A 22,815-nucleotide genomic window follows, 5' to 3' on the forward strand; every position below is an offset into this window, starting at 1 on the left:
TGATTGCAAATTTTGCTGGATAAAGTTATTCATGTTTTTCTTCCAAACCAGTGTATGTTTTGTCATGCTCCTGTAGAATATGATAAAACAGTTTGTGAGATTTGCGCTGAAAATGCACCAGTTACACACCAAGGCATTTGCCTTGCTTGCGGTAAGAAAAATTGCACATGCCAAGGAACTTTTTTTACTGAGCTGATCTGCCCATTTTATTATGAATTGGGTGTTGATATTGCAATTCAAGATATGAAATTCAAACATAACAGATTCAATGCACGCAAACTTGCAATTTATATGTCACAATCGTTACAATCAAAAGATTATTGCAATGAAATTGACCTTATTTTACCTGCTCCAATGTATCATAGTGATAAAGTAAAACGTGGTTATAATCAAGCTGCTTTATTGGCAAAATGGATTAGTAAATATACAAAAATACCGTATGATGAAAACATATTAGTAAAGGTTAGAAAAACCAAAAAGCAACATGATATCAATTTTATTGAAAGACAAAAGAATCTGAATAATGCATTTGCAGTTGAAGACGAAAAACAAGTTGCAGGTAAAACAATTTTGTTGTGTGATGATGTTTATACGACAGGTGCTACTTTGAATAGCTGCAGTAAAATTTTGATAGAAAACAAAGCAAAAAAAGTATATTTATTAACCGCTAGTAAGACACGAATTGACAGCGAAGTATTGTAAAATAATACTAAACATGATATAATCATTCTTAATGCACTATTATAAATTAAAGTGGCGGTATGAAGTTTGAGTTATTGAAGTTGATATCGTCAATGACATCGAAAAATGATGTCTTTTAAAATAAATATAAATATCGATATGAAGGAAGCGTGGCGGATGTATGGGAGCCTTAGATATTGGAATCGACTTAGGCACAACAAAAATAATTATCTATAAAGAGCCGGAAGGTGAAATTCTAAGAGAGCCGGCTGTTGTAGCAATTAACACAACTGATGATACTGTTATCGCTGTTGGTCAAGAAGCATTGCGTATGTTAGGTAGAACGCCGGGACATATACGAGCTGAATTTCCGTTGAATGACGGTGTTATTTCAGATCATATGTTAACAGAAGTAATGATAAAAGAGTTTTTGAAAAGAGCATGTAATAACTTTTTAGTAAAGCATCGTGTTATCATATGTGTACCATCTGCAATTACTGATGTTGAGAAACGTGCATTGGTTGAAGTAGTCATCAACTCCGGCGGTAGAAAAGTATATCTAATAGAAGAGCCGATTGCTGCTGCTATTGGTGCAGGAATTGATATATCAAAACCCAAAGGAACGCTGATTGTTGATATTGGCGGTGGTACTACAGATGTAGCTGTAATATCTTTATCGGGAATTGTAGCTTCTAAATCTTTTAAATATGCAGGTAACAAAATAGATGAAGACATTATTAAGTACTTTACTATGAAATATAAGTTAGCTATTGGCAAGAAGATGGCTTGCCAAGTAAAGCAAGATATAGGTAATGTATTTAATCCATCAGAAGACATCAAAACAGAAGTAAGAGGTCGTAATTTGCTTACAGTATATCCGCAAAAAATTGAAGTAAGCCAAAGAGATATCTATGAATGTTTAATTCCATTTGGTGAGGCAATTGTTGAATCCATTCGCTTTGTTTTAGAAAAAACGCCACCTGAATTGGTAAGTGATATTTATGAATATGGTATTACCTTAACTGGCGGAGGAGCGTTATTAGGTGGACTAGCTGAACTGATTGAGCAAAAGATTCATGTAAAAACTCGAATTGCAGACAACCCGATTGAATGTGTTTCAATTGGAACAGGAAAAGCATTTAATTTTATTGATGTATTGCAAACGGGCTTTTCAACTGAGACAAATACTAGATTTTAAGATTAACGTGGGGTGACAGGGTGGTAGTAAGAAAAATTAAAGAAGATGAGTTAAAACGTACAAGCGAGCTTTTTTGTATAGCTTTTGAATTTGATATGGATAATGTAAAATCTCCTAGCGAAGTTTACGAAGAAGCAATCAGCAATCCTAAGAGCAGATGGGATCTTTACTGGCAAGAAAAATGGGGTGCATTTGATCATAGCAACAATATGATGGCTTTCGTTTCTGCTCAACCATACACAGTGCAATTTGATGACAATATTGTTAAAATGACAGGTATCGGTGCTGTTTCGACATTGCCTCAATATCGTCGAAATGGTTGTATTCGTAAATGTTTTGAAACAGCACTAAATGATATGTATGAAAATGATTTTACATTTTCATATCTCTACCCATTTAGTTCTGCTTACTATAGAAAATTTGGATATGAGCTTTGTAATGAAGTAATTCAGTATTCAATTAATTTAAAGTCAATACAACGATTTCCTGAAGCAGATGGTCAAGTTTATTTAGTAGAACATGGAAGTTATTTAGAAGATATTAAAAAAGTATACAATGATTTTGCAAAAGGCTATAATCTTATGTGTAAACGGGAAGATATTGATTACACAGCAATAAAAGAAAGCAATCCGGCAAAGGACAAGCATTATATTTATGTATATAAAGATAAAAATGGCGTTGCAAAAGGTGTAATGTCATTCACAAAAGAAAAAGTGAATGATCATTTTAATATGCAATGTCGTAATTTCTATTTTAGCGATATGGATGGCTTTAAAGGCTTAATGAATCATTGTCTTGCTTTTACTGCTTATTATGAGCATGTTGTATTTAAATTACCACTTGATATTAACATTACATCCTACATACCAGAATGGGCACTATACTCATATAAACGTGAGAATTATTTAAATGGTATGGTTAGGGTAGTGAATGTTAAAAAAGCACTTGAAATCGCAAAATATCAAGGTAGTGGCTCTTTGGTAATGAAAATTTCAGATAACCAAATCAAGCAAAACGACCACATTTTTGAAGTTGTATTTGTAAATGGCGAAGCAACCTCAGTAGAAGTCGTAGAAAAACCATTTGATATTGCATTTTCTATTAACGATTTTTCACGCTTGCTAATTGGTACTCACAATCCAACTGAATTGAAATATATAGACCAAGTGCAAATAAATGCAGGTTTAGATAAAATATCAAAAGTATTTTATAAAAAATTGAATTTTATCGCAGATTATTTTTAATTGATAATCGTTTCTGTTTCTTTTTTCGGAAATAACTTTTTACTTGCATTTTCGTACAAAAAGTTATATAATAATTTCGTAAGTTTTGTTTACAAATAGTAATTTTATTGAAGGAGAATCACGATGAAGGTTTATGGAATTGAAGTGAACATTAAAAATGTTCCTGTACTAGATTCAACATTTGTTCCGCTTTCTGCGTTTAACAAAGAATTTTTAAAGACAGCAAAAAAACCTCTTTCTATCGCTGTAGAAAGAAGTAATGGTTTAATTTCTGTATATGATACATTTATTCATGGTACAGAAGAAATGAAAGACGCTGATAACTACTATGTAGATAGAATGGTAAAATTCTTACTATGGGCTAAAGGTGGATTTAAAGTATATATCTGCGGTGACGAAGCTGTTTACAACTACGTTGCAAAAACATATAGCAAAGATGGTGCACGTGCATTCGATTTTGACTTTATGGAAAGAGTTTATGAAAAACCATTTGAAGTTGTATGTATTGCAGATGCTGCAAAAAGACCAGCTGCTAACGAAAAAGCAAAAGCAATTGGTAAACATTTAGACGGTTGTCGTATTGGTTTCGATGCTGGCGGAAGTGACCGCAAGGTTTCCGCTGTTATCGATGGCGAATGTGTATATAGTGAAGAAGTTGTATGGCATCCTAAAGTAACAGAAGATCCAGATTACCATTTCAATGGTATCCTAGAATCTTTCAAAACTGCTGCTTCTAAAATGCCAAGAGTAGATGCAATCGGTGTATCTTCTGCTGGTATTTATATTGACAACAGAACAATGGTTGCTTCTTTATTCTTAAAAGTTCCACGTGATCAATTTGATGCAAAAGTTAAAGACATCTATATTCGTGCTGCAAAAGAAATTGGCGATGTTCCAATTGAAGTTGTAAACGATGGTGACGTTACCGCTCTTGCTGGTGCTATTGGTATTGGTGAAGGTGAAGTTCTAGGTATTGCAATGGGTACTTCTGAAGCTGTTGGTTACGTTGATAAAGACGATAACATTACTGGCTGGTTAAATGAACTTGCTTTTGCTCCAATTGACGCTCAACCTGACGCTATGGAAGACGAGTGGTCTGGCGATATCGGTTGTGGTGTTAAATACTTCTCACAAGACGGTGTTATTAAACTAGCTAAACCAGCAGGCATCGAATTAGATGAAAATGCTACTCCTGCTGAAAAGCTAAAAGTTGTTCAAGAGTTAATGAAAAATGATGATCCTCGTGCAATCAAAGTATTTGATTCTATCGGTGTTTATCTAGGACATGCACTTGGCTATTATGCAAACTTCTACGATGTAAAACATATCTTAATGCTAGGTCGCGTAATGTCTGGTAAAGGTGGAGATATTATTTTAAATCGCGCTAATGAAATTTTAGCTGATGAATATTCTCATGTTAACGCAAAAGCAGAAACTCCGGATGAGAAAACAAGACGTGTTGGACAATCTGTTGCAGCTGCAAGCTTACCTGAAATCGTTAAATAAATATTGTATTATAAAAACCGTTCTGTCATATGTCAGAACGGTTTTTTGTTGTAATTATTGGTAATATATGATATGCTATATGTGAGAATAAGTAAATTCATCTAAAAGCGACGAGGGGATAATCAAGAATTTAATATTATATTAATTGCTTAAAGAATGAAGGTAGGTCATAATGATGAAGAACAAGTTTAAAACAATTTTCCTATTTTCCTTAACATTAGTAATAATCCTAATAAGCTTGTTTGGGTGTGACTTAGATAAGGCAAGAAATTTTAAGACTACTACTTTTCGAATAGGAAAAAGCACCTACATTGAAGCAGTTAATGCAGATGTTCTCGGAGATCAACTTTCGACAGAAGAAATTGATATCCTAGCAAGAAAAATATTTAAACAAGCATCCCTTATAAACGGTACATTCTTAGTATCACCAGAAACAATGGAGATAGATGAATCAAAGTCCATTATGGCCAAAAGTGAAGATTTATCCTACTTAAAGGATAAATGGAATATGCCAGGTTATACTCCAGACGATAAAATATACAAATGGAAAAAAATAGTTTATATTGAAACTTGGGAAGAATTTCAAACCATTTGTGAAAGTGTATTGGGCAAAGAATATTGTGAACAAAATATTTTAAGAGCGGCTCGGTATCGGATCATTGAACATGATGGATATTTATATCAATGTCAAGATTTAGTTGGCGGAGTGGGAGGAAATTGGCATTTAGAAGCAAATCGTTCAAAGATTAAAGTACTCTCACAAAAGGAAAATGCAATTGAAATTAGAGCAAATATGAAGGATTTAATCTGCCTTGGTTATGATGACAAGTGGGTAGATGGTGATTTGGAATATACAATAATAAGACAAAATGGATATTGGGTATTAAAGGATTTTCAAGGGGTAAACCCCAAACAGTAATGTAAGCATGATTGTAAAAAATCCCTCTCTATGAAAATAGAGAGGGATTTTAAGTATAAACTAAATTTCTTTTACTGTTCCGTCTGCATTAAATAAAGGTAGATATTCTAAATATTGAATATCATCACGATATTTTGCATCACCTTCAGCAAGAATAGCCATTTTACCGGCAATAATACCGCCAGCTTGTTTTACAAGTTTTTCAACAGCTCTTAAAGATTCACCTGTACTGATAACGTCGTCAATGATTAAAACACGTTTTCCTTTCATTAATGCAACATCATCGCTGTCAATATAGAGCATTTGTTTTTTTGCAGTAGTAATTGAAGTAACTTCTGTTGAAACAACATTTTTCATATAAAGTTTTGGTGATTTTCTAGCAATTAGATATTTGTTTTCACCACTTTGTCTTGCCATTTCATATAAAAGTGGAATGCCTTTGGATTCGGCAGTAATCATAATATCATGTTGTGGAGCAATTTTTAATAATTCTGATGCAGAAGCCATTGTAAGTTCAACGTCACCAAAAATGACAAAAGCGCCGATATATAATTCATCGGATACTTTGCATAAAGGTAAATCACGTTTTACTCCTGCAATAGTAATAGGGTAAGACTTGTCCATTGAAATGCCTCCAAATAATTTAATTGTTAACAAAAATATTATACCACTTCACATTGAAAAATGCAAAGTGGTATTTATATTTTGATTATTATAAATTTTATTACTTAATGTAAGGTAGGATTGCTAACATTACAAAGTTTAAAACAAATAAGATTGTAGACACACCTAAGATAGGGTGAATTTCTTTAACTTTACCACGGCAAATCTTAACGATGCAATAGAAGATAAATCCAAATGCAATACCGTAAGAAATGTTATAAAGGAATGCCATAAATACTGCAGCAAAGAAAGCTGGAATAGCTTCTTCAAGGTCATCCCATCTGATATCTTTTAGTGAGCTTGCCATCATGATACCAACAACGATTAGAACAGGAGCAGTAGCAGCAGCAGGAACGATACCAGCAATAGGAGCTAAAAATGCACTAGCTAGGAATAATACAGCAGTTGTAACGCTTGTTAAACCTGTACGACCACCAGCAGCGATACCAGCAGCACTTTCAACATATGTAGTAGTGTTTGAAGTACCGAAAATAGCACCTACTGAAGTAGCGATAGCATCTGCAAATAATGCTTTGTCCATTTTGGATTTGAATCCGCTATTTGTTTCAAGAGCTTTTTCGTCTTCTTCACTAAAGATACCGGTTTTACGGCCAGTACCAATGAATGTACCGATAGTATCAAATGTATCAGATAAACTGAATGCGAAGATTGTAACTAATACTAGAGGAATTTTAGCTGGATCGGTGAATAAAGATAAAAGACCAGGAGCACCAAATGCAGCACAGAAAGTGTCACCTAGTTCAGTAAATGCTTTACCGAATCCACCTAAGCTTATTGTAGATAGATTAACAACACCCATAGGGATACCAATTAGTGTTGTAGCAGCAATAGAAATTAGAATAGCACCTTTTACTTTTAAAACAAGTAAAACGATTACTAATACTAAACCGATTAAAGCTAACAAAATTGCAGCTTTGTTAAATTCAACTAATGCAGGAACAGCACTAGAATCGGCAATAACAGTACCATCTTTTAATACTACGTTTTTGCCTGGATCTGAAGTGAATTTTAAGAAACCAGAGTTTTTAACACCAATGTAGGCGATAAAAATACCAATACCACCGCCAATAGCATGTTGTAAGCTAGCAGGTATTGATTTAATAATTGATTTACGAATTTTTGTAACAGTAATGATAATATTGATGATACCACAAATAAATACCATTGCTAAAGCTTCTTGCCATTTAAAACCTAAGCCAAAGCATACTGTAAACGTGAATAATGCATTAAGCCCCATACCAGGTGCTTGAGCATATGGTACGTTTGCAACTAAACCCATAATTAATGTACCAATTGCTGATGAAATGATTGTTGCTAAGAAAACTGCACCGTATGGCATACCAGTCATAGATAACATTCCTGGGTTTACAAAAATGATGTAAACCATTGCAAAGAACGTGGTACAGCCAGCAATAATCTCGGTAGAAATTTTGGTGTTATTTTCTTTTAACTTAAAAAACTTTTCCAAACCTTTCAACTCCTCAAATAATTCAAGAGAAAATTTCTCTTGTTTAAAATATAAATAACCGAATAGCAAATTATGCTATTTTCGGTCATCACAATTCATAATATAACATAATATTCATGCATTTGCAACGCAAAGTACGAATTAAGCACATTTTTGTTAATTATATATTATAAATTTGCAAGAAAACAAAAAAATAATTGCATATTGTATAATAAAACATCTTATTTCATTAGTAAACAATATCATAGGTTTGTAGAATTAAAATTCAATTAGTGCATTAAATTATAATTTTGGGATTTAAAGTTACTTTTCAAATAAACTAAGAAAAACAAAAATGCCGTAAACGAAATACTTTCGTTTTCGGCGTAGGAAATTTTATAGCGGAGTAAAATCATGAATATAATTATTTTATACACCTTTTTTTAATTTTGATACCATTATTGTAATATCATCTTGATGTTCTGCAGACATCCTACGTTTTGCTTCATGTATTAACTTAATACTCATTTCTCTTGCAGGCATATGAGAACATTTTCTTATTTCATCTTCTAGCCACTCTGTTCCTTCGTCAATTACTCCATCTGAAACTAAAACAATTATGTCATTTTCTTTCATCATAGTCGCTTTTTTATCACTTTGAATTCCATGTATAATACCAACAGGAAGGGAGTTAGATGATATTTGATAACAATCTCCTTTCATGTAAAGAAAAGAAGGACATCCGCCTGCTTTTACAAATTCAACCTTTCCCGTAAATAAATCAATTTTTGCAATATCAATTGTTGCAAGGGATTCATCAGTAGATTTTACTTGTAGGGAAGAGTTGATTAGCTTTAAGGCTGATTCTAAGCCAAAGCCGGCTTTAATTAACTTTAAAAGAATAGAGCAAGTCATAACACTATCAATTGCTGCACGTTTGCCGTTGCCCATTCCGTCGCTTAAAATCATATATGCATAACCTTTTGAGTCCACAAAGTAATCGTAGCTATCACCACAAACAGGATTGTCATAACAGCAGGATTGTTGCGCCGAAAAATCAATGGTATATGCAGCTTTTTCAAATAATGCTATTTTTATTTTTTCTCCTATTTTTGATATACTAGGTAAATCAAAATCCTTTTGTGTGACATTGCTAATAGCTTCTGCAATTGCTTTTGGTGATGTTTTTAATGGTTCTTGTACATATATTTCAATGCAAGTATGCCCATATTGATCCAATACACAGATTACTTGGTCCGGTTTGGATTCCATTTTAGTAAATGTTTTAGAAACTATTTTAGAAAAGTGATCGTCATATCCTTTAATATCACCGAGCTCTTCGCTTACTTCTAACAGCATATCAGCTATTGAGTTAAACTGCTCAACAACCATTTCACGGCTCTCTGCAATATGGCGTTTTTTCCCTTGCTTTATTGAAAAAGCATAATAATTTTCGTTAATTGCATTTGTCAGTTTATCGAGCTTACAGCAATTTTCTTGAAAGAAGGTTGGCATTTGTTCATTACTTACAGTCCCTTCAATCTTTAAAATATCGTTTATTGGAGTAAATGAGTTTAATGTATCACTATAATTGTTATCCCAGCATCCAAGCATCCTAGTACAGCCTTTGCAAACCTTTCCCGCAGCTGCATCATAAACACTACAGATATTATTTTCATCAATTTCAGTGAATTTTTTAGATACTGTAATGAGATCATTTTGAAGATCTTTAATTGTATCAGATGCAAAAGTAAGCTTAGTTTGAACAAAATTTTGAAATAGAGAATTTCCCGAATTTTGCGTATTTTTTTCTTCGTGATTAGGATTTATTAAATGAAAAGCTTTTTGTGGGAGTAGAATATAAATAGCGGTTGCAAAAAAAGTTTCGATTAAACGATAGGTTAATAAAACCGGAGCACCGAGCAAAATCATATAAAAAGTGCTTACAGCTATAAAAACCGCAATTTGTCCAATTTTCTTTAATGGAGCAAATACACCAGCTAAAAAGCTTGAGATAATTAACATGCTGCAAAACTCAAGCATTTCAACGGAATATAAGTTTAAAGCTATTGATACAACAATTGCACCAATACTTGCGCCAACAACTCCGTATTGATTCATAGCGATGTAAATAAGAACAACACCTAAAATAACACCAATATTTACGTTGAATAAGCTAATATTTGCAAGTGCTGAAATAACAGTAATCAATAAAATAGTTATGCTACTCAATTCAATATAGGAAAAAAACTTGGAAGTGTGGTTTCGTAATAATACATTGCTGCCTACTGCATAAAAATAGGTCATTGAGCCAGCCAATAGTGCTTCAAGATACATAAGTATTGCATTTAATGATACTGATTTGCTAAATTGAATAAATGAAAAAGCTAGTATTGACATGATACAAAAGCTAACCAAGCAAAGTAAAACTGGCTTAGGCTTAGCCTTTATGAATTTAAACCATAATATCTTAAATACAAAAATAACAGATATTGCAATGATATAATACATGGTATAAGTAGGGGAAGAAAACAATAAACAACCAATAACAGAGCCGACAACTCCAGTAATCAGGTATTTGGCTGGCAGGCTACAAACGAAAGCAATACTGAATGGCGATATGCTTCCGAAAAGGCGAGCAGCTGCTAAAATAAAAGAGATAAGTCCAACTGTTGCTGATTTTAAAATAACCATGGTATCCGGTTTTGCTTTTGGAATTTCCATTGATTTTGCTTTCATTGATACATCCTCCATTGCCAACATTTCTTTCAACTATTCATGCGTTTGCAGCATAAAATTATTATACATCAAATAGTTGGTAAATATTGTCAAAGTTATACAGTCAAATATAAAATTATAATGTTGAATGTATGATAAAAACAATGAAAACCAATAAATTAGGGGTGGATTTTGTATATATATATCGAATGAAGTATAAAAGTTTTGTTCTAAATTTTGGTTTAGCTGCATAGTACAAAGAAACATCCCCAAACGAGTCGTTTGGGGATGAAATATTTATTTGGATAATTGTTCTATACCGTGTTTAATGCGTCGAATAGATTCTTCTTTACCAAGAAGTTCAGCTAATTCAACTCCACCGCCCGGAGTGAATTGTTTACCAGATAAACATACTCTTAATGGCCATAAAATCAAACCGTTTTTCACACCTAATTTTTCGATAAGAGCGAATAATGAATTATGAATATTATCAAAGTTCCAATCTTGTAAACCTTCTAAAACAGGGAGAATTTCTTTTAAGCTTTCTAAAGAATTTTCTTCGTTTGTTTTCATTTTTTTATGACAATACAGTTCGTTTGAATAATCAGGTATCTGGTCAATAAAATCAACTTGATCCGGAATATCAGTAAAGATTTCGGTACGAGGCTGTAACATTTTAGCAAGTTTTTCAAGATCAATATCTTCACGTTTGCAAGTTTGACGAATATAAGGAGTTGCATAGCTTAAATATTCATCAATACTTAGCTTTCTAATATATGCTCCGTTTATTGCGGTTAATTTTGCAGTATCAAAAATAGCAGGTGATTTAGAAATACCATCAATATCGAATTCTTGTATCAACTCATTTAGTTCAAATACTTCATTTTCACCTTTTGGGCTCCATCCTAATAAAGCAATATAGTTAATAATTGCTTCTGTTAAATAACCCTTTGCAATTAAATCTTCAAAAGATGCATCGCCATTTCTCTTAGATAATTTTTCTGTATGATTTTTCATAACAGGTGAGCAATGAACATAAACGGGCTTTTGCCATCCAAACGCATCGTATAGAAGATTATATTTAGGTGTAGAAGAAAGGTATTCGTTACCACGGATAACGTGAGTAATACCCATTGTGTGGTCATCTACAACGTTTGCAAAGTTATATGTTGGCATACCATCAGTCTTAATAAGAATTTGATCGTCTAAAGTTGAGTTTTCAACAGTAATTGTGCCAAATACTTCGTCATCAAAAGAAGTGGTACCTTCTGTTGGCATTTTTTGACGAATAACGTATGGAACGCCAGCGTCTAATTTTTCTTTAATTTCTTCAGGTGATAAATTTCTGCAATGTCCGTCATAACGAGGGGAAATTCCGGAAGCTTGTTGAATTGTTCTAACTTCTTCTAGTCTTTCTTTGTCACAAAAACAATAGTAAGCATGACCACTCTCAACTAATTGCAATGCATATTTTTTAAACATGCCCATTCTCTCGCTTTGTACATATGGTCCAACTGGGCCACCAATATCAGGACCTTCATCCCAAATTAAACCGGTTTTTCTTAATGTATTATAAATAATATCAACTGCGCCTTCAACGTAACGTTCACGGTCAGTATCCTCGATTCTTAAAATAAAAGTACCATTGTTTTTCTTTGCAAGTAGATATGCATATAATGCAGTACGTAAATTACCAACGTGCATATATCCGGTTGGACTAGGTGCAAATCTTGTTCTTACCTTATCAAAAGTCATTTTGATATCTCCATTCTTATATAAATTACATATGTTATTAATAGTAACGTTTTATATATAATTTGTCAAGCAAAGCATACAATTATTCTTATAAAAAGCTGATAAAATACGCTGTAACATTATATAACTCGTTAAATTGTTTATTAGTTGCATATCATACGCTTGACAAATAATATGTACTGATGTATACTTAAGACACAAAATTTAATATTGTGCAGGGGAGCTTGTGAGCAGGCTGAGAGGAAGTAATCAACTTCGACCCTTAAACCTGATTTGGATAATGCCAACGTAGGAAGTGATTATTTATTGCTTTAATGAGCGGGAAATGCCAATTCGGTATTTTCCGCTTTTTTGCATTCTCCGAATAAAGAAAAGGAGATTTCATTTTGAACGAGACAAAAACATCATTATTTTCAAACGGACTTATTTGGTTCGGCGCAGCGGTTTCCATAGCTGAAATACTAACAGGTACATTGATTGCTCCTTTAGGATTCGGCAAAGGGCTATGTGCAATTTTACTAGGCCATTTCATTGGTTGTGTACTTTTGTATTTTGCTGGGCTAATTGGTGCATATACGGAAAAAAGTTCTATGGAGACTGTTAAAATGTCATTTGGTGAAAAAGGCTCACTGCTTTTTTCATCTCTAAATGTGTTGCAGCTTGTTGGCTGGACAGCAGTTATGATTGTTAGCGGAGCAGCAGCTGCACATTCCATTGCTAATATAGGCGGACAATGGGCTTGGAGTATCATTATTGGATTGCTTATTATTATATGGATTTTGGTTGGTATTAAAAATTTAAACAAACTCAATATAATTGCTATGGGCGTTTTATTTGTATTAACAATAGTATTAAGTGTTGTGATTTTTCAAGGCGATTTAACATCATCGTTGAAAGGAAATATTAGTTTTGGTGCGGCAGTAGAGCTATCTGTTGCTATGCCACTTTCATGGTTACCACTTATTTCTGACTATACCCGTTATGGCAAATCAAAAAAAGGCTCTACTTTAACAAGTGCTGTTGTATATTTTTTCACGAGCTGCTGGATGTATATCATCGGTATGGGTGCTGCAATTTTTACGGGCGAAAATGATATTGCCAAAATTCTTATGGGAGCAGGGCTGGGAATTACGGGTATTTTGATTGTTGTATTTTCTACAGTTACTACAACATTTTTAGATGCATACTCTGCGGGTGTAAGTTCGGTTAGTATTTCAAAAAAACTGAATGAAAAATGGGTGGCTGTTGTTGTTTGTGGGCTTGGTACATTTTTGGCAATCTTTACTCCAATAACTAAATTAGAAGATTTTTTATATTTAATTGGTTCTGTATTTGCACCAATGATTGCAATTATTATTACTGATTATTTTATTTTAAAGAAAGATTATTGTGGGAAAGCTTTAAGCCTAAAAAACCTAATTATTTGGCTATTTGGCTTTATTATATATCGTGTGTTTCTACATATTGATACCATTATAGGTAATACACTTCCTGTAATGATTATTGTTGTATTGGTATGTGTAATTGTAAATAAATGCAGTTTAGTAAAAAGAAAATAACTTTTATCTGTAATGAAATAGGGGGGAGCGCCCTGTATTTTATGTAAAAGTTTTTATATAGCGATGGGAGTCCGTGTTTCGGAATGAGAGGAAGTAATAGAACTTCGACCGACAAAAAATAAATATTTTTATTTTTCTTGTCGTAGGGAAACTATTGCTATATTCTATACATAAATAACCTTTTCAAGAAAAATAAAGATATATCAATGTAAAGGAAGGGTTATCTATGTTAACTAAAAAAACAGCTTTATTCAAATCAATTGTTTTGGCTTCACTTGTTGCTATTGGAGTCGTTATTTCGCCATTGCTTCGTATTGAGGGGATGTGTCCTATGGCACATTTAATCAATATTGTATGTTCCGTTCTGCTTGGACCTTGGTATTCATTATTATGCGCTGTCATGATTGGGATCATACGTATGATGTTTATGGGGATACCACCTCTTGCATTAACTGGAGCAATATTTGGAGCTTTTCTATCTGGAGTGTTTTATCGACTTTCAAAAGGTAAAATTATCTGTGCTGTTGTTGGAGAAATATTCGGAACAGGTGTAATTGGGGCAATTGTATCTTATCCGGTTATGGCATTTTTAGTTGGTAGATCCGGATTGACATGGTTTTTCTATGTGCCGATGTTTGTTGGAGCAACACTTATTGGAGGTACGATAGCCTTTATTTTCTTAAAAGCATTGAGCAGAAATGGACTACTTGCTAAATTTCAAATGAGTCTGGGGGAAAAAGTATATGATAAACCGAATGCAAAGTATAAAAAGCCAAGTGATAAATAATAGCCCTCTTATTCATTGCATAACAAACCCTATTTCAATAAACGATTGTGCAAATGCAGTTTTAGCAGTGGGTGCAAAACCAATAATGGCTGAGCATCCACAGGAAGTTGCTGAAATAACTGCGAATTCGGCGGCGCTAGCTGTAAATCTTGGAAACATAACGGATGTAAGAATGGAATCAATGATGATTTCAGGTAAAGTTGCACATGAAAATTATATTCCATCTATACTTGATGCTGTGGGTGTTGGATGCAGTAAGCTTCGGTTAGGTTTTGCCAAACAGTTTATTCAAGAGAACAAACCAACTGTTATTAAAGGAAATATGTCTGAAATAAAAACAATTGCTGGTGTAACCGCTGATTCAATTGGAATTGATGTTGGAAATGATGATAGGATTACTGTTGCTACAATAAAAGACAATTTGAAAATTATGCAGGAATTATCACAAAAGACAGGAGCTGTTATTTTAGCAACTGGTGAAACCGATTTAATTGTTTTAGGAAGTAATGCATATCTTGTAGAAAACGGAGTAAAGATGCTGTCGGGTATTACGGGGACAGGCTGTATGTTAAATGTGTTAATTGCTTGTTATCTATCTTCTAATGAACCAATAGAGGCAACTATTTTAGCAACTACTATGTTAGGTATTGCGGGAGAACTAGCCGAAACACAACAAGGAACAGGAAGCTTTCATGTTCGATTGCTAGATTTTCTAAGTATAATGACAGATGAACAGTGGAAACAAAAAGTGAAATTAACTGAGGTGAGGTTATGAAATTTGATTTAACGCTATATTTAGTAACAGATAGTACATATCAAACAGAGGATCATTTTTTACATATTATTGAGGAAGCTTGTATGGGTGGAATTACTTTATTACAGTTGCGTGAAAAAGAAAAGAGCGGAAAAGAATATTTAGATATTGCGCAAAAAGTAAAAATAATTTCTGACAAATATAATATTCCTCTCATTATAGATGACAGAATAGATATTGCAATGGCAATAGATGCTACAGGAGTTCATGTAGGGGCAAGCGATATTCCTGTAAAATATGCTCGAAAACTATTAGGAGCAAATAAGATAGTTGGTGTTACTGCAAAGACAGTTTTAGCAGCACAACAGGCATATGAGGATGGTGCAGATTATCTAGGGGTAGGCGCAATTTTTCCTACAACTACGAAAGTAAAAACACAGATAACTGAAGTTGCGACCTTAAATGCAATATGTAAATCAGTTCCGATTCCTATTGTTGCAATTGGCGGATTGAATAGTGAAAACGTAACGATTTTAAATAACAGTCCTATGGATGGAGTTGCAGTTGTATCTGCAATTATGAAATCGGATAACCCGAAACAATCTGCAATACAATTAAAAGATATGATAACGGGAATTAAGAATAACAATAGATAAAAATACAAAAGGAGAGATATCATGAAAAAAGTATTAACGATTGCGGGTACAGATTGTAGTGGCGGAGCAGGTGTTCAAGCAGATATTAAGACTATCACAGCTCATAAAATGTATGCAATGAGTGCCATGACAGCACTAACAGCTCAAAATACAACAGGAGTATATGGCGTATTTGAAATAACGCCTGAATTTGTTTCGCAGCAATTGGATTGCATTTTTCAAGATATTCGTCCCGATGCTGTAAAGATTGGCATGGTATTTAATAAAGATATTATCAAAGTCATTGTAGATAAACTGAATCAATATCAAGCTGAAAATATTGTCGTAGATCCGGTTATGGTATCTACAAGCGGAAGCAAATTGCTTTCAGACGATGCAGTAAACGCTTTGGTAACCAAGTTACTGCCGATAGGAACGGTAATTACGCCAAATATACCCGAGGCGGAAACAATATGCGGTTTTACTATTAACAGTGAGGATGATATGATTCGAGCAGCAGAAAAAATCAATTTTCAAATAAATTGTTCGGTATTGATTAAGGGAGGTCACTTAACCTCCACTGCAAATGATTTATTATATTATCAAGGCAAACCTACATGGTTTATATCTGAGCGGGTTGATAATCCGAATACCCATGGTACAGGTTGTACACTATCTTCAGCCATTGCGTGTAATTTAGCAAATGGATTGAGCATTGAAGAAAGTATACAAAAAGCAAAAGAATATGTTACAGGTGCTTTAAAAACCCACTTTGATATTGGGCATGGAAGTGGTCCATTGGATCATACTTATTGGTTATAAAAAATGAATTGCACACATTATTTTGAGTAAAATCAAGATAATGTGTGCAGTTTTTTATATGGTTATATTCATAAATCGGAAATCTCATGCTGTTCATACAAGATAGTGTGAACCATTTATCAACGACTTGTTTTTATTTTCCAATAGTTCCTTTAAACTCTGCGGGTGTCATGCCGGATTTCATTTGAAATGATTTATAAAAATTCGAGTAATCGGTAAATCCACATTGCATACAAGCCTCTGTTGCAGACACCCCTTCACGCAATAGTTTTTTTGCGAGTACAATTCTTTTTGCAATAATGTAATCATAAACGGTTGCATTGGTATAAGCTTTAAATTTACGGATAAGATGGTACTTACTGATAAAAAAGCGATTGCTAATGTCGTCTAGCGTTAGCTTTTCACATAGATGTTCGTTTATATAATAGATGATTTCAGGAATTGTATCATATTCAATATCTTCTGCTTTAAAAGGGGCAGCAGAAAGTAATTGGGTATGAATATGATCTAATAACAAAACAAGATAGGCGTTTTTAACAAGTATTGAGTCTTCGTTTGTAGTGCTTAAATGAATCAACCGATGTAACATTGTCGTAATAAAATCAAAATCAACAGATGGAATTGGGATGAGATATTGTTTATTTGCCTCAATTGTATGTAGTGTTGTGGTGAGCGTTTGTTTTTCATCATCAATTGACTGAATATAGGATGGGTTTACCCACAAAACAATTCGTTCATATAAAGCGTTTGGATCAGCAATAACTGGTCGGTGCATTTTTCCGGGTGGAATTACTAAAATATCTCCAGCGCAAAGATCATATACTTTTTCTTCGATATAATAAGTTACAATTCCATCTAAAAATATATAAAACTCATAGAAATCATGGTTATGAAAATCAAGTGCTTTAAAATATGGTTGTCTATAATGATAAATTTCAAACGTATCAGAAATCATGTTCATATGAGTCGGATTGAAAACCGAGATTTCATTTTTTATAGATTTCATACAATCACCCCTCACAGCTATAATACCGCAATATTTACTATGTTACAAGCAAATTATATTATATTATTTGAATATATTTATTGGTATGATACGGGTATAGAGACAAAACGATGAACTGAAACAAAAGAGGAGTTCTTTATTATGATAAAACAATTGTTTTTAGAAAATGAAACAGCAAAACGACTCTATCAAACAGCGAAAGACTTACCAATTATTGATTATCATTGTCATCTTTCGCCGAAAGAAATCTACGAAGATAAACCTTTTGCTGATATTGGAGAAATGTGGCTTGGGGCAGATCATTATATATGGAGATTGATGCGTGCATTTGATATAAATGAATACTACGTTACCGGAAAAGCATCTTATCAAGAAAAGTTTTATGCATTTGCAAGATGCGTGGGTCTTGCTGCAGGAAGTCCATTGTATCATTGGTGTAAGATGGAGTTATCCCAATACTTTGGAATCGATACACCATTAAATGAATCTACTGCAGAAGAAATCCATCAAAAAGCAAATCAAGTCATAAGAGAAAAACAACTTTCACCAAGAAAGTTAATACAACAATCAAATGTAGCTTATATCGGAACAACGGATGATGTAATTGATTCGCTAGACTACCATGAGAAATTAAAGCAAGATAATACTTTTGATGTCACAGTAGCACCTTCGTTTCGCACAGACAATTTATTATTAATTCAAAAAGAGGGGTATCTCGATTACATAAAAAAGCTTTCCAAGATTACAAATATTGATGTTATAAACATTGATACATTAGAACAAGCAATTCAAAATAGATTGGATTTTTTTTGTAAAATGGGTTGTAAATTTACCGATGTTGGTATTCCAATGTTTCCAACATGCATGGGAACAAAGCAACAAGCCGATATCGCTTTTCAAAAAGCAATAAATGGAGAGCCAACCACAGAGATGGAGTATAACCAATTTCTATTTTATATATTTGTGTTCTTGGCTTCTGAGTATCAAAAGCGCAACTTAATCATGCAACTCCATTTAGCTGCAAAGCGAAATGTGAATAGTGCTTTATATCGCTCAGTCGGAGTCGATTGTGGTGGGGATTGCGTTGGTGATAGTATTTCCCAAGATCAAATGGCAGCACTGTTTGATGCAATGAACGAAAATGGAGCTATGCCAGAAACAATTGTATATACACTGAATACTGCAATGTATGATACACTTTCCACAATTTCAGGAAGCTTTCGCAATGTAAGAATGGGAACAGCTTGGTGGTTCCAAGATCATAAGAGCGGAATTGAAAAACAAATCAAACTCTTTGCCCAAACATCACATTTAGCGACATTCTTAGGAATGTTAACGGATAGTAGAAGTTTTCTCTCTTATGCTCGACATGATTATTTTAGAAGAATTTTATGCAATATTGTTGGGGATTGGATTGAAAAAGGTGAGTTTGCAGATGATGAAAATGCAGAAATACTCATTCGTCGAATCTGTTATGAGAACATAAAAAATAAAATAGGGGATTAACTTATGAAGATGACATTTCGTTGGTACGGAGAGAATGATCCCGTTACCTTGCAAAAGATTAGGCAAATTCCAAAGATGAGCGGAATTGTGTCCGCAATTTATGATGTTCCTGTTGGTGAAGTATGGGGCGAAGACAAAATTCAAGCACTAAAAGAAAAAGCAAATCAAAATGGATTGGCTTTTGAAGTGGTTGAAAGTGTTCCTGTTCATGAGGATATTAAATTAGGAAATCAAAATGCAAAGAAGTACATAGAAAACTATTGCGAAAATATTCGTAGATTAGGTCGAGCAGGCGTTAAGGTCATTTGTTATAACTTTATGCCCGTATTCGATTGGCTTCGTAGCGAGTTAGAACGGATATTACCAGATGGATCAAATGCATTGGCGTATGATGAAAAAACTGTACTTTCTATGAATCCACTTACAAGTGAATTATCATTACCAGGATGGGATGAGAGCTATACTAAAGAGGGATTAAGAGAGTTATTAAAGCAATATAAAACTGTTGATGAAGAGCAATTATGGCGTAACCTAGAAATCTTTTTAAAAGCAATCATTCCAGTAGCAGAGGAAAGTGGAATCAGTATGGCGATTCATCCGGATGATCCACCATGGGGTATTTTCGGATTACCTAGAGTAATTACAAATGAAAAAAATCTAGAGCGTTTTTTAAAGCTAGTGGACTTCAAAGCGAATGGCTTAACCTTCTGCACAGGCTCATTGGGAGCTAGTGTTGAAAATGATTTAGTTGCAATGATTCATAAATTTGGTAATCGTATTCATTTTGCACACTTAAGAAATATCAAAATTACAGGTGAGCGTTGCTTTGAAGAAAGTGCACATCCAACAGAATGTGGTTCATTGGATATGTACGGAATTGTAGAGGCATTGCAAGAAAGTGGATTTGATGGCTACATACGCCCTGATCACGGAAGAATGATTTGGGGAGAAACAGGTCGTTATGGTTATGGATTATATGACCGTGCATTAGGTGCTACTTATTTAACTGGCTTATGGGAAGGAATTGAAAAACATGCAAACAAATAAAACAGTTGTTATTACTGGTGCTGCTGGAGTATTATGCTCTACCTTTGCTTTTGATTTAGCTCAAAAAGGAATGAATGTTGCGTTACTAGATTTAAATGTAACTGCGGCACAAAAAGTTGCAGATGAGATAAACAAAAAAGGCGGAAAGGCAATTGCAGTAGAAGCGAATGTATTAGAAAAAGAAAGCTTAGAAAAAGCACATGAAATTGTAAAACAAGAGTTTGGGACTTGTGATATTTTAATTAATGGTGCAGGAGGCAACAATCCGAAAGGAACAACCTCTAGTGAGTATTTTTTAAAAGATGATATGCAAGATGAAAACTTAACTTCCTTCTTTGATTTAGACCCAAAAGGAATTGAGTTTGTGTTTAATTTAAACTTTCTAGGCACATTACTTCCAACACAAGTATTTACCAAAGACTTTATTGAAAACAACAAAGGAAATATTATTAATATTTCTTCTATGAATGCGTTGAAGCCTCTGACTAAAATTCCAGCATACAGTGGCGCAAAAGCCGCTGTATCGAACTTCACACAATGGTTAGCAGTACATTTTGCAAACCAAAATATACGAGTAAATGCAATTGCACCAGGATTCTTTGTAACGAATCAAAATAAAGCATTGTTATTTGATGAAAACGGAAATCCAACTGCAAGAACCCATAAAATATTAGCACATACTCCAATGGCACGTTTTGGAAAGCCAGAAGAGTTACTTGGAACACTAGAGTGGCTTGTAAATGAAGAAGCATCTAGTTTTGTAACAGGAATTGTAGTCCCAGTAGATGGTGGATTTTCTGCATATTCAGGTGTGTAGCAACGAGCCGTTGTATGTAATTTGTAGGGGGGATTCCATATTTTCTCGAACGGTACCATAAATAATCATATATAGAGGATGTGTACTATGCAAAAAGAGCAGGTTTTATTAAAAATTAAGCAAGCTGGAATTGTTGCTGTTGTACGAGGCAATACAAAGCAAGAAGCACTCGATATTGTTAAAGAATGTGTAGCTGGTGGAATTACTGCAATTGAACTAACGTTTACAACTCCTTTTGCACATCATGTGATTGAAGAGTTACATAATCAATATGGCAACTCAATCTTGCTAGGTGCTGGAACTGTTTTAGATTCAGAAACCGCAAGAATTGCAATCTTATCAGGAGCACAATTTATTGTATCACCACATTTTAATGCAGATGTTATTCGTATGTGTAATCGCTATCGCATTGCAAATATGAGTGGCATTATGACAATAACAGAAGCCGTATCTGCAATGGAAGCAGGTTGTGATATCTTAAAAGTATTCCCAGGAGAAGTGTTAGGAATCAATTTCTTGAAAGCAATTAAAGGCCCACTTCCTTATGCACAATTGATGCCAACAGGAGGAGTAAACCCTGAAAATGTCTGCGAATGGCTACAAGCAGGTGCTGTGGCAGTCGGAGCAGGTAGTTCATTGACAAAAGGAAATGTCAAGCAAAATGCAGAACAATTTATCAAGCAGATTCACTTGTTTAGGGAGGGATAGGCATGGTACTAACATTTGGAGAAGTGTTATTGAGGCTAACCCCTCCTGAATTGCAACGAATCAAGCAAGCGCATAGCTTTCAAATTGATTTTGGAGGAGCAGAAGCCAATACTGCAGTTTCTCTTGCTCAATTTGGAATTCCAGTAAAACATATCACAAAGCTACCTAATCATGAAATTGGTTTATCGTGTAAAAGTGAGCTGATGAAATATGGCGTTGACACAAGCGGGATTGTAATGGATGAAAGTAATCATGCACGGATGGGACTATACTTCTATGAAAAAGGTGCATCTCAACGCCCGTCTCAAGTAATCTATGACAGAGCAGATTCCTCCATTGCAAAAGCACAAGAAACTGATTTTAATTGGGATGTTATTTTAAATGGCGTATCATGGTTTCATTTTACTGGAATTACACCTGCAATTAGCGATAATTTAAGTAATATTTTATTGACAGCCTTGCAAAAAGCAAAGGAAAAGGGAATTACAATTTCTTGCGATTTAAACTATCGTGCAAAGCTTTGGAGCAAAGAAAAGGCAAAAGAAGTAATGACCAGCTATATGCCATATATTGATATACTTTTTGCAAATACAGGTAGCATTTATGATGTATTTTCTATTGGAACTGCTTATTACGGAAAATCAGATGATGTAGAAACTGCAATTGCTGTTGCAAAACAAGTGAAAGATACTTTTGAAACAAAAGTAATTGCAATGACGATGAGAAAGACTATATCTGCATCAGTAAATGAATGGTCAGCCTTGTTGTATGACGGGAATTGTTATATTGCAAAGAAATACAAAATGGATATTGTTGACCGCATTGGCGGCGGAGATAGTTTTGCGGCGGGTTATATTTATAGTGCATATAAAAAATATACTATGCAACAAACCGTTGAATTTGCAACTGCGGCATCTTGCTTAAAACATTCCATACAAGGTGATTTTAATTTGGTGTCTGTTGAGGAAGTAATGGCATTAGTGAATGGTGACGGTAACGGAAACATTAAAAGATAACAGTAA

At 34.0% G+C, this 22,815-nt stretch carries 20 protein-coding genes and 1 riboswitch; of the genes, 15 read left to right on the plus strand and 5 right to left on the minus strand.

What is annotated here, in order from left to right:
- Nucleotides 1-3 precede the first annotated feature (3 nt).
- The 5 genes from RBG61_RS00870 to RBG61_RS00890 all read left to right on the plus strand — a co-directional run bounded on the left by RBG61_RS00870 (nucleotide 4) and on the right by RBG61_RS00890 (nucleotide 5,548).
- Nucleotides 4-702 carry a ComF family protein gene (locus RBG61_RS00870; protein ID WP_307944719.1) on the plus strand — a complete coding sequence of 233 codons (699 nt, stop codon included), beginning with the start codon at nucleotides 4-6 and terminating at the stop codon, nucleotides 700-702.
- A gap of 160 nt (nucleotides 703-862) precedes the next feature.
- The gene (locus tag RBG61_RS00875) at nucleotides 863-1,879 is read left to right on the plus strand and encodes a rod shape-determining protein (RefSeq protein WP_307944721.1); all 1,017 of its coding nucleotides are present in this window, start codon (nucleotides 863-865) and stop codon (nucleotides 1,877-1,879) included.
- A 20-nt stretch (nucleotides 1,880-1,899) separates the two neighbouring features.
- A complete protein-coding gene (locus RBG61_RS00880) occupies nucleotides 1,900-3,123 on the plus strand; it encodes a GNAT family N-acetyltransferase (protein WP_307944723.1) in 1,224 nt (407 codons plus the stop codon).
- A gap of 123 nt (nucleotides 3,124-3,246) precedes the next feature.
- Nucleotides 3,247-4,629 (plus strand): ROK family protein, encoded by a 1,383-nt coding sequence (locus tag RBG61_RS00885; protein ID WP_307944724.1) that lies wholly within the window; start codon nucleotides 3,247-3,249, stop codon nucleotides 4,627-4,629.
- A 172-nt stretch (nucleotides 4,630-4,801) separates the two neighbouring features.
- A complete protein-coding gene (locus tag RBG61_RS00890; protein ID WP_307944726.1) occupies nucleotides 4,802-5,548 on the plus strand; it encodes a hypothetical protein in 747 nt (248 codons plus the stop codon).
- 60 nt (nucleotides 5,549-5,608) lie between these two features.
- Here the strand turns inward: RBG61_RS00890 and RBG61_RS00895 are convergent, their stop codons facing one another.
- The 4 genes from RBG61_RS00895 to gltX all read right to left on the minus strand — a co-directional run bounded on the left by RBG61_RS00895 (nucleotide 5,609) and on the right by gltX (nucleotide 12,152).
- Nucleotides 5,609-6,172 (minus strand): phosphoribosyltransferase family protein, encoded by a 564-nt coding sequence (locus RBG61_RS00895; RefSeq protein WP_307944728.1) that lies wholly within the window; start codon nucleotides 6,170-6,172, stop codon nucleotides 5,609-5,611.
- Between the two features lie 100 nt (nucleotides 6,173-6,272).
- Nucleotides 6,273-7,700, minus strand: coding sequence for an NCS2 family permease (locus RBG61_RS00900; RefSeq protein ID WP_307944730.1), 1,428 nt, complete (start codon nucleotides 7,698-7,700; stop codon nucleotides 6,273-6,275).
- Nucleotides 7,701-8,108: 408 nt separating this feature from the next.
- Nucleotides 8,109-10,418: a SpoIIE family protein phosphatase gene (locus tag RBG61_RS00905; protein ID WP_307944731.1), complete on the minus strand. Its 2,310-nt coding sequence runs from the start codon at nucleotides 10,416-10,418 to the stop codon at nucleotides 8,109-8,111.
- 276 nt (nucleotides 10,419-10,694) lie between these two features.
- Nucleotides 10,695-12,152 carry a glutamate--tRNA ligase gene (gene gltX / locus RBG61_RS00910; protein WP_307944733.1) on the minus strand — a complete coding sequence of 486 codons (1,458 nt, stop codon included), beginning with the start codon at nucleotides 12,150-12,152 and terminating at the stop codon, nucleotides 10,695-10,697.
- A gap of 206 nt (nucleotides 12,153-12,358) precedes the next feature.
- Nucleotides 12,359-12,464, plus strand: a riboswitch (TPP riboswitch).
- A 74-nt stretch (nucleotides 12,465-12,538) separates the two neighbouring features.
- On the opposite strand from gltX, the gene cytX reads away from it, so the two are divergent.
- From cytX to thiD, 5 genes are all read left to right on the plus strand, one after another.
- Nucleotides 12,539-13,711: a putative hydroxymethylpyrimidine transporter CytX gene (gene cytX, locus RBG61_RS00915; protein ID WP_307944734.1), complete on the plus strand. Its 1,173-nt coding sequence runs from the start codon at nucleotides 12,539-12,541 to the stop codon at nucleotides 13,709-13,711.
- Nucleotides 13,712-13,937: 226 nt separating this feature from the next.
- The gene (gene thiW / locus RBG61_RS00920) at nucleotides 13,938-14,498 is read left to right on the plus strand and encodes an energy coupling factor transporter S component ThiW (RefSeq protein ID WP_307944736.1); all 561 of its coding nucleotides are present in this window, start codon (nucleotides 13,938-13,940) and stop codon (nucleotides 14,496-14,498) included.
- Nucleotides 14,455-15,273 (plus strand): hydroxyethylthiazole kinase, encoded by an 819-nt coding sequence (thiM, locus tag RBG61_RS00925; protein ID WP_307944738.1) that lies wholly within the window; start codon nucleotides 14,455-14,457, stop codon nucleotides 15,271-15,273. Before thiW ends, thiM begins: the two co-directional genes overlap by 44 nt.
- Nucleotides 15,270-15,908, plus strand: a complete 639-nt coding sequence (thiE, locus tag RBG61_RS00930; protein ID WP_307944739.1) for a thiamine phosphate synthase — start codon at nucleotides 15,270-15,272, stop codon at nucleotides 15,906-15,908. Before thiM ends, thiE begins: the two co-directional genes overlap by 4 nt.
- A gap of 21 nt (nucleotides 15,909-15,929) precedes the next feature.
- Nucleotides 15,930-16,709: a bifunctional hydroxymethylpyrimidine kinase/phosphomethylpyrimidine kinase gene (gene thiD / locus RBG61_RS00935; RefSeq protein ID WP_307944742.1), complete on the plus strand. Its 780-nt coding sequence runs from the start codon at nucleotides 15,930-15,932 to the stop codon at nucleotides 16,707-16,709.
- 133 nt (nucleotides 16,710-16,842) lie between these two features.
- Here thiD and RBG61_RS00940 read toward each other — a convergent pair whose 3' ends face one another.
- A complete protein-coding gene (locus tag RBG61_RS00940; protein ID WP_307944744.1) occupies nucleotides 16,843-17,715 on the minus strand; it encodes an AraC family transcriptional regulator in 873 nt (290 codons plus the stop codon).
- A 141-nt stretch (nucleotides 17,716-17,856) separates the two neighbouring features.
- Between RBG61_RS00940 and uxaC the strand changes: the two genes are divergently transcribed.
- The 5 genes from uxaC (at nucleotide 17,857) to RBG61_RS00965 (ending at nucleotide 22,809) form a co-directional block, all read left to right on the plus strand.
- Complete coding sequence (gene uxaC, locus RBG61_RS00945) at nucleotides 17,857-19,221, plus strand: glucuronate isomerase (RefSeq protein WP_307944746.1); 1,365 nt, start codon at nucleotides 17,857-17,859, stop codon at nucleotides 19,219-19,221.
- A 3-nt stretch (nucleotides 19,222-19,224) separates the two neighbouring features.
- Entirely contained in the window at nucleotides 19,225-20,268 is a 1,044-nt protein-coding gene (gene uxuA, locus RBG61_RS00950) for a mannonate dehydratase (protein WP_307944748.1), read from the plus strand.
- Entirely contained in the window at nucleotides 20,255-21,085 is an 831-nt protein-coding gene (locus RBG61_RS00955) for an SDR family oxidoreductase (protein ID WP_307944750.1), read from the plus strand. Before uxuA ends, RBG61_RS00955 begins: the two co-directional genes overlap by 14 nt.
- Before the next feature lie 87 nt (nucleotides 21,086-21,172).
- Complete coding sequence (locus tag RBG61_RS00960; protein ID WP_307944753.1) at nucleotides 21,173-21,793, plus strand: bifunctional 2-keto-4-hydroxyglutarate aldolase/2-keto-3-deoxy-6-phosphogluconate aldolase; 621 nt, start codon at nucleotides 21,173-21,175, stop codon at nucleotides 21,791-21,793.
- 2 nt (nucleotides 21,794-21,795) lie between these two features.
- Nucleotides 21,796-22,809, plus strand: a complete 1,014-nt coding sequence (locus tag RBG61_RS00965) for a sugar kinase (RefSeq protein ID WP_307944757.1) — start codon at nucleotides 21,796-21,798, stop codon at nucleotides 22,807-22,809.
- The last annotated feature ends 6 nt before the right edge of the window (nucleotides 22,810-22,815 follow it).

This window comes from Paludicola sp. MB14-C6 (assembly GCF_030908625.1).
Taxonomy (GTDB): Bacteria; Bacillota; Clostridia; order Oscillospirales; family Ruminococcaceae; genus Paludihabitans.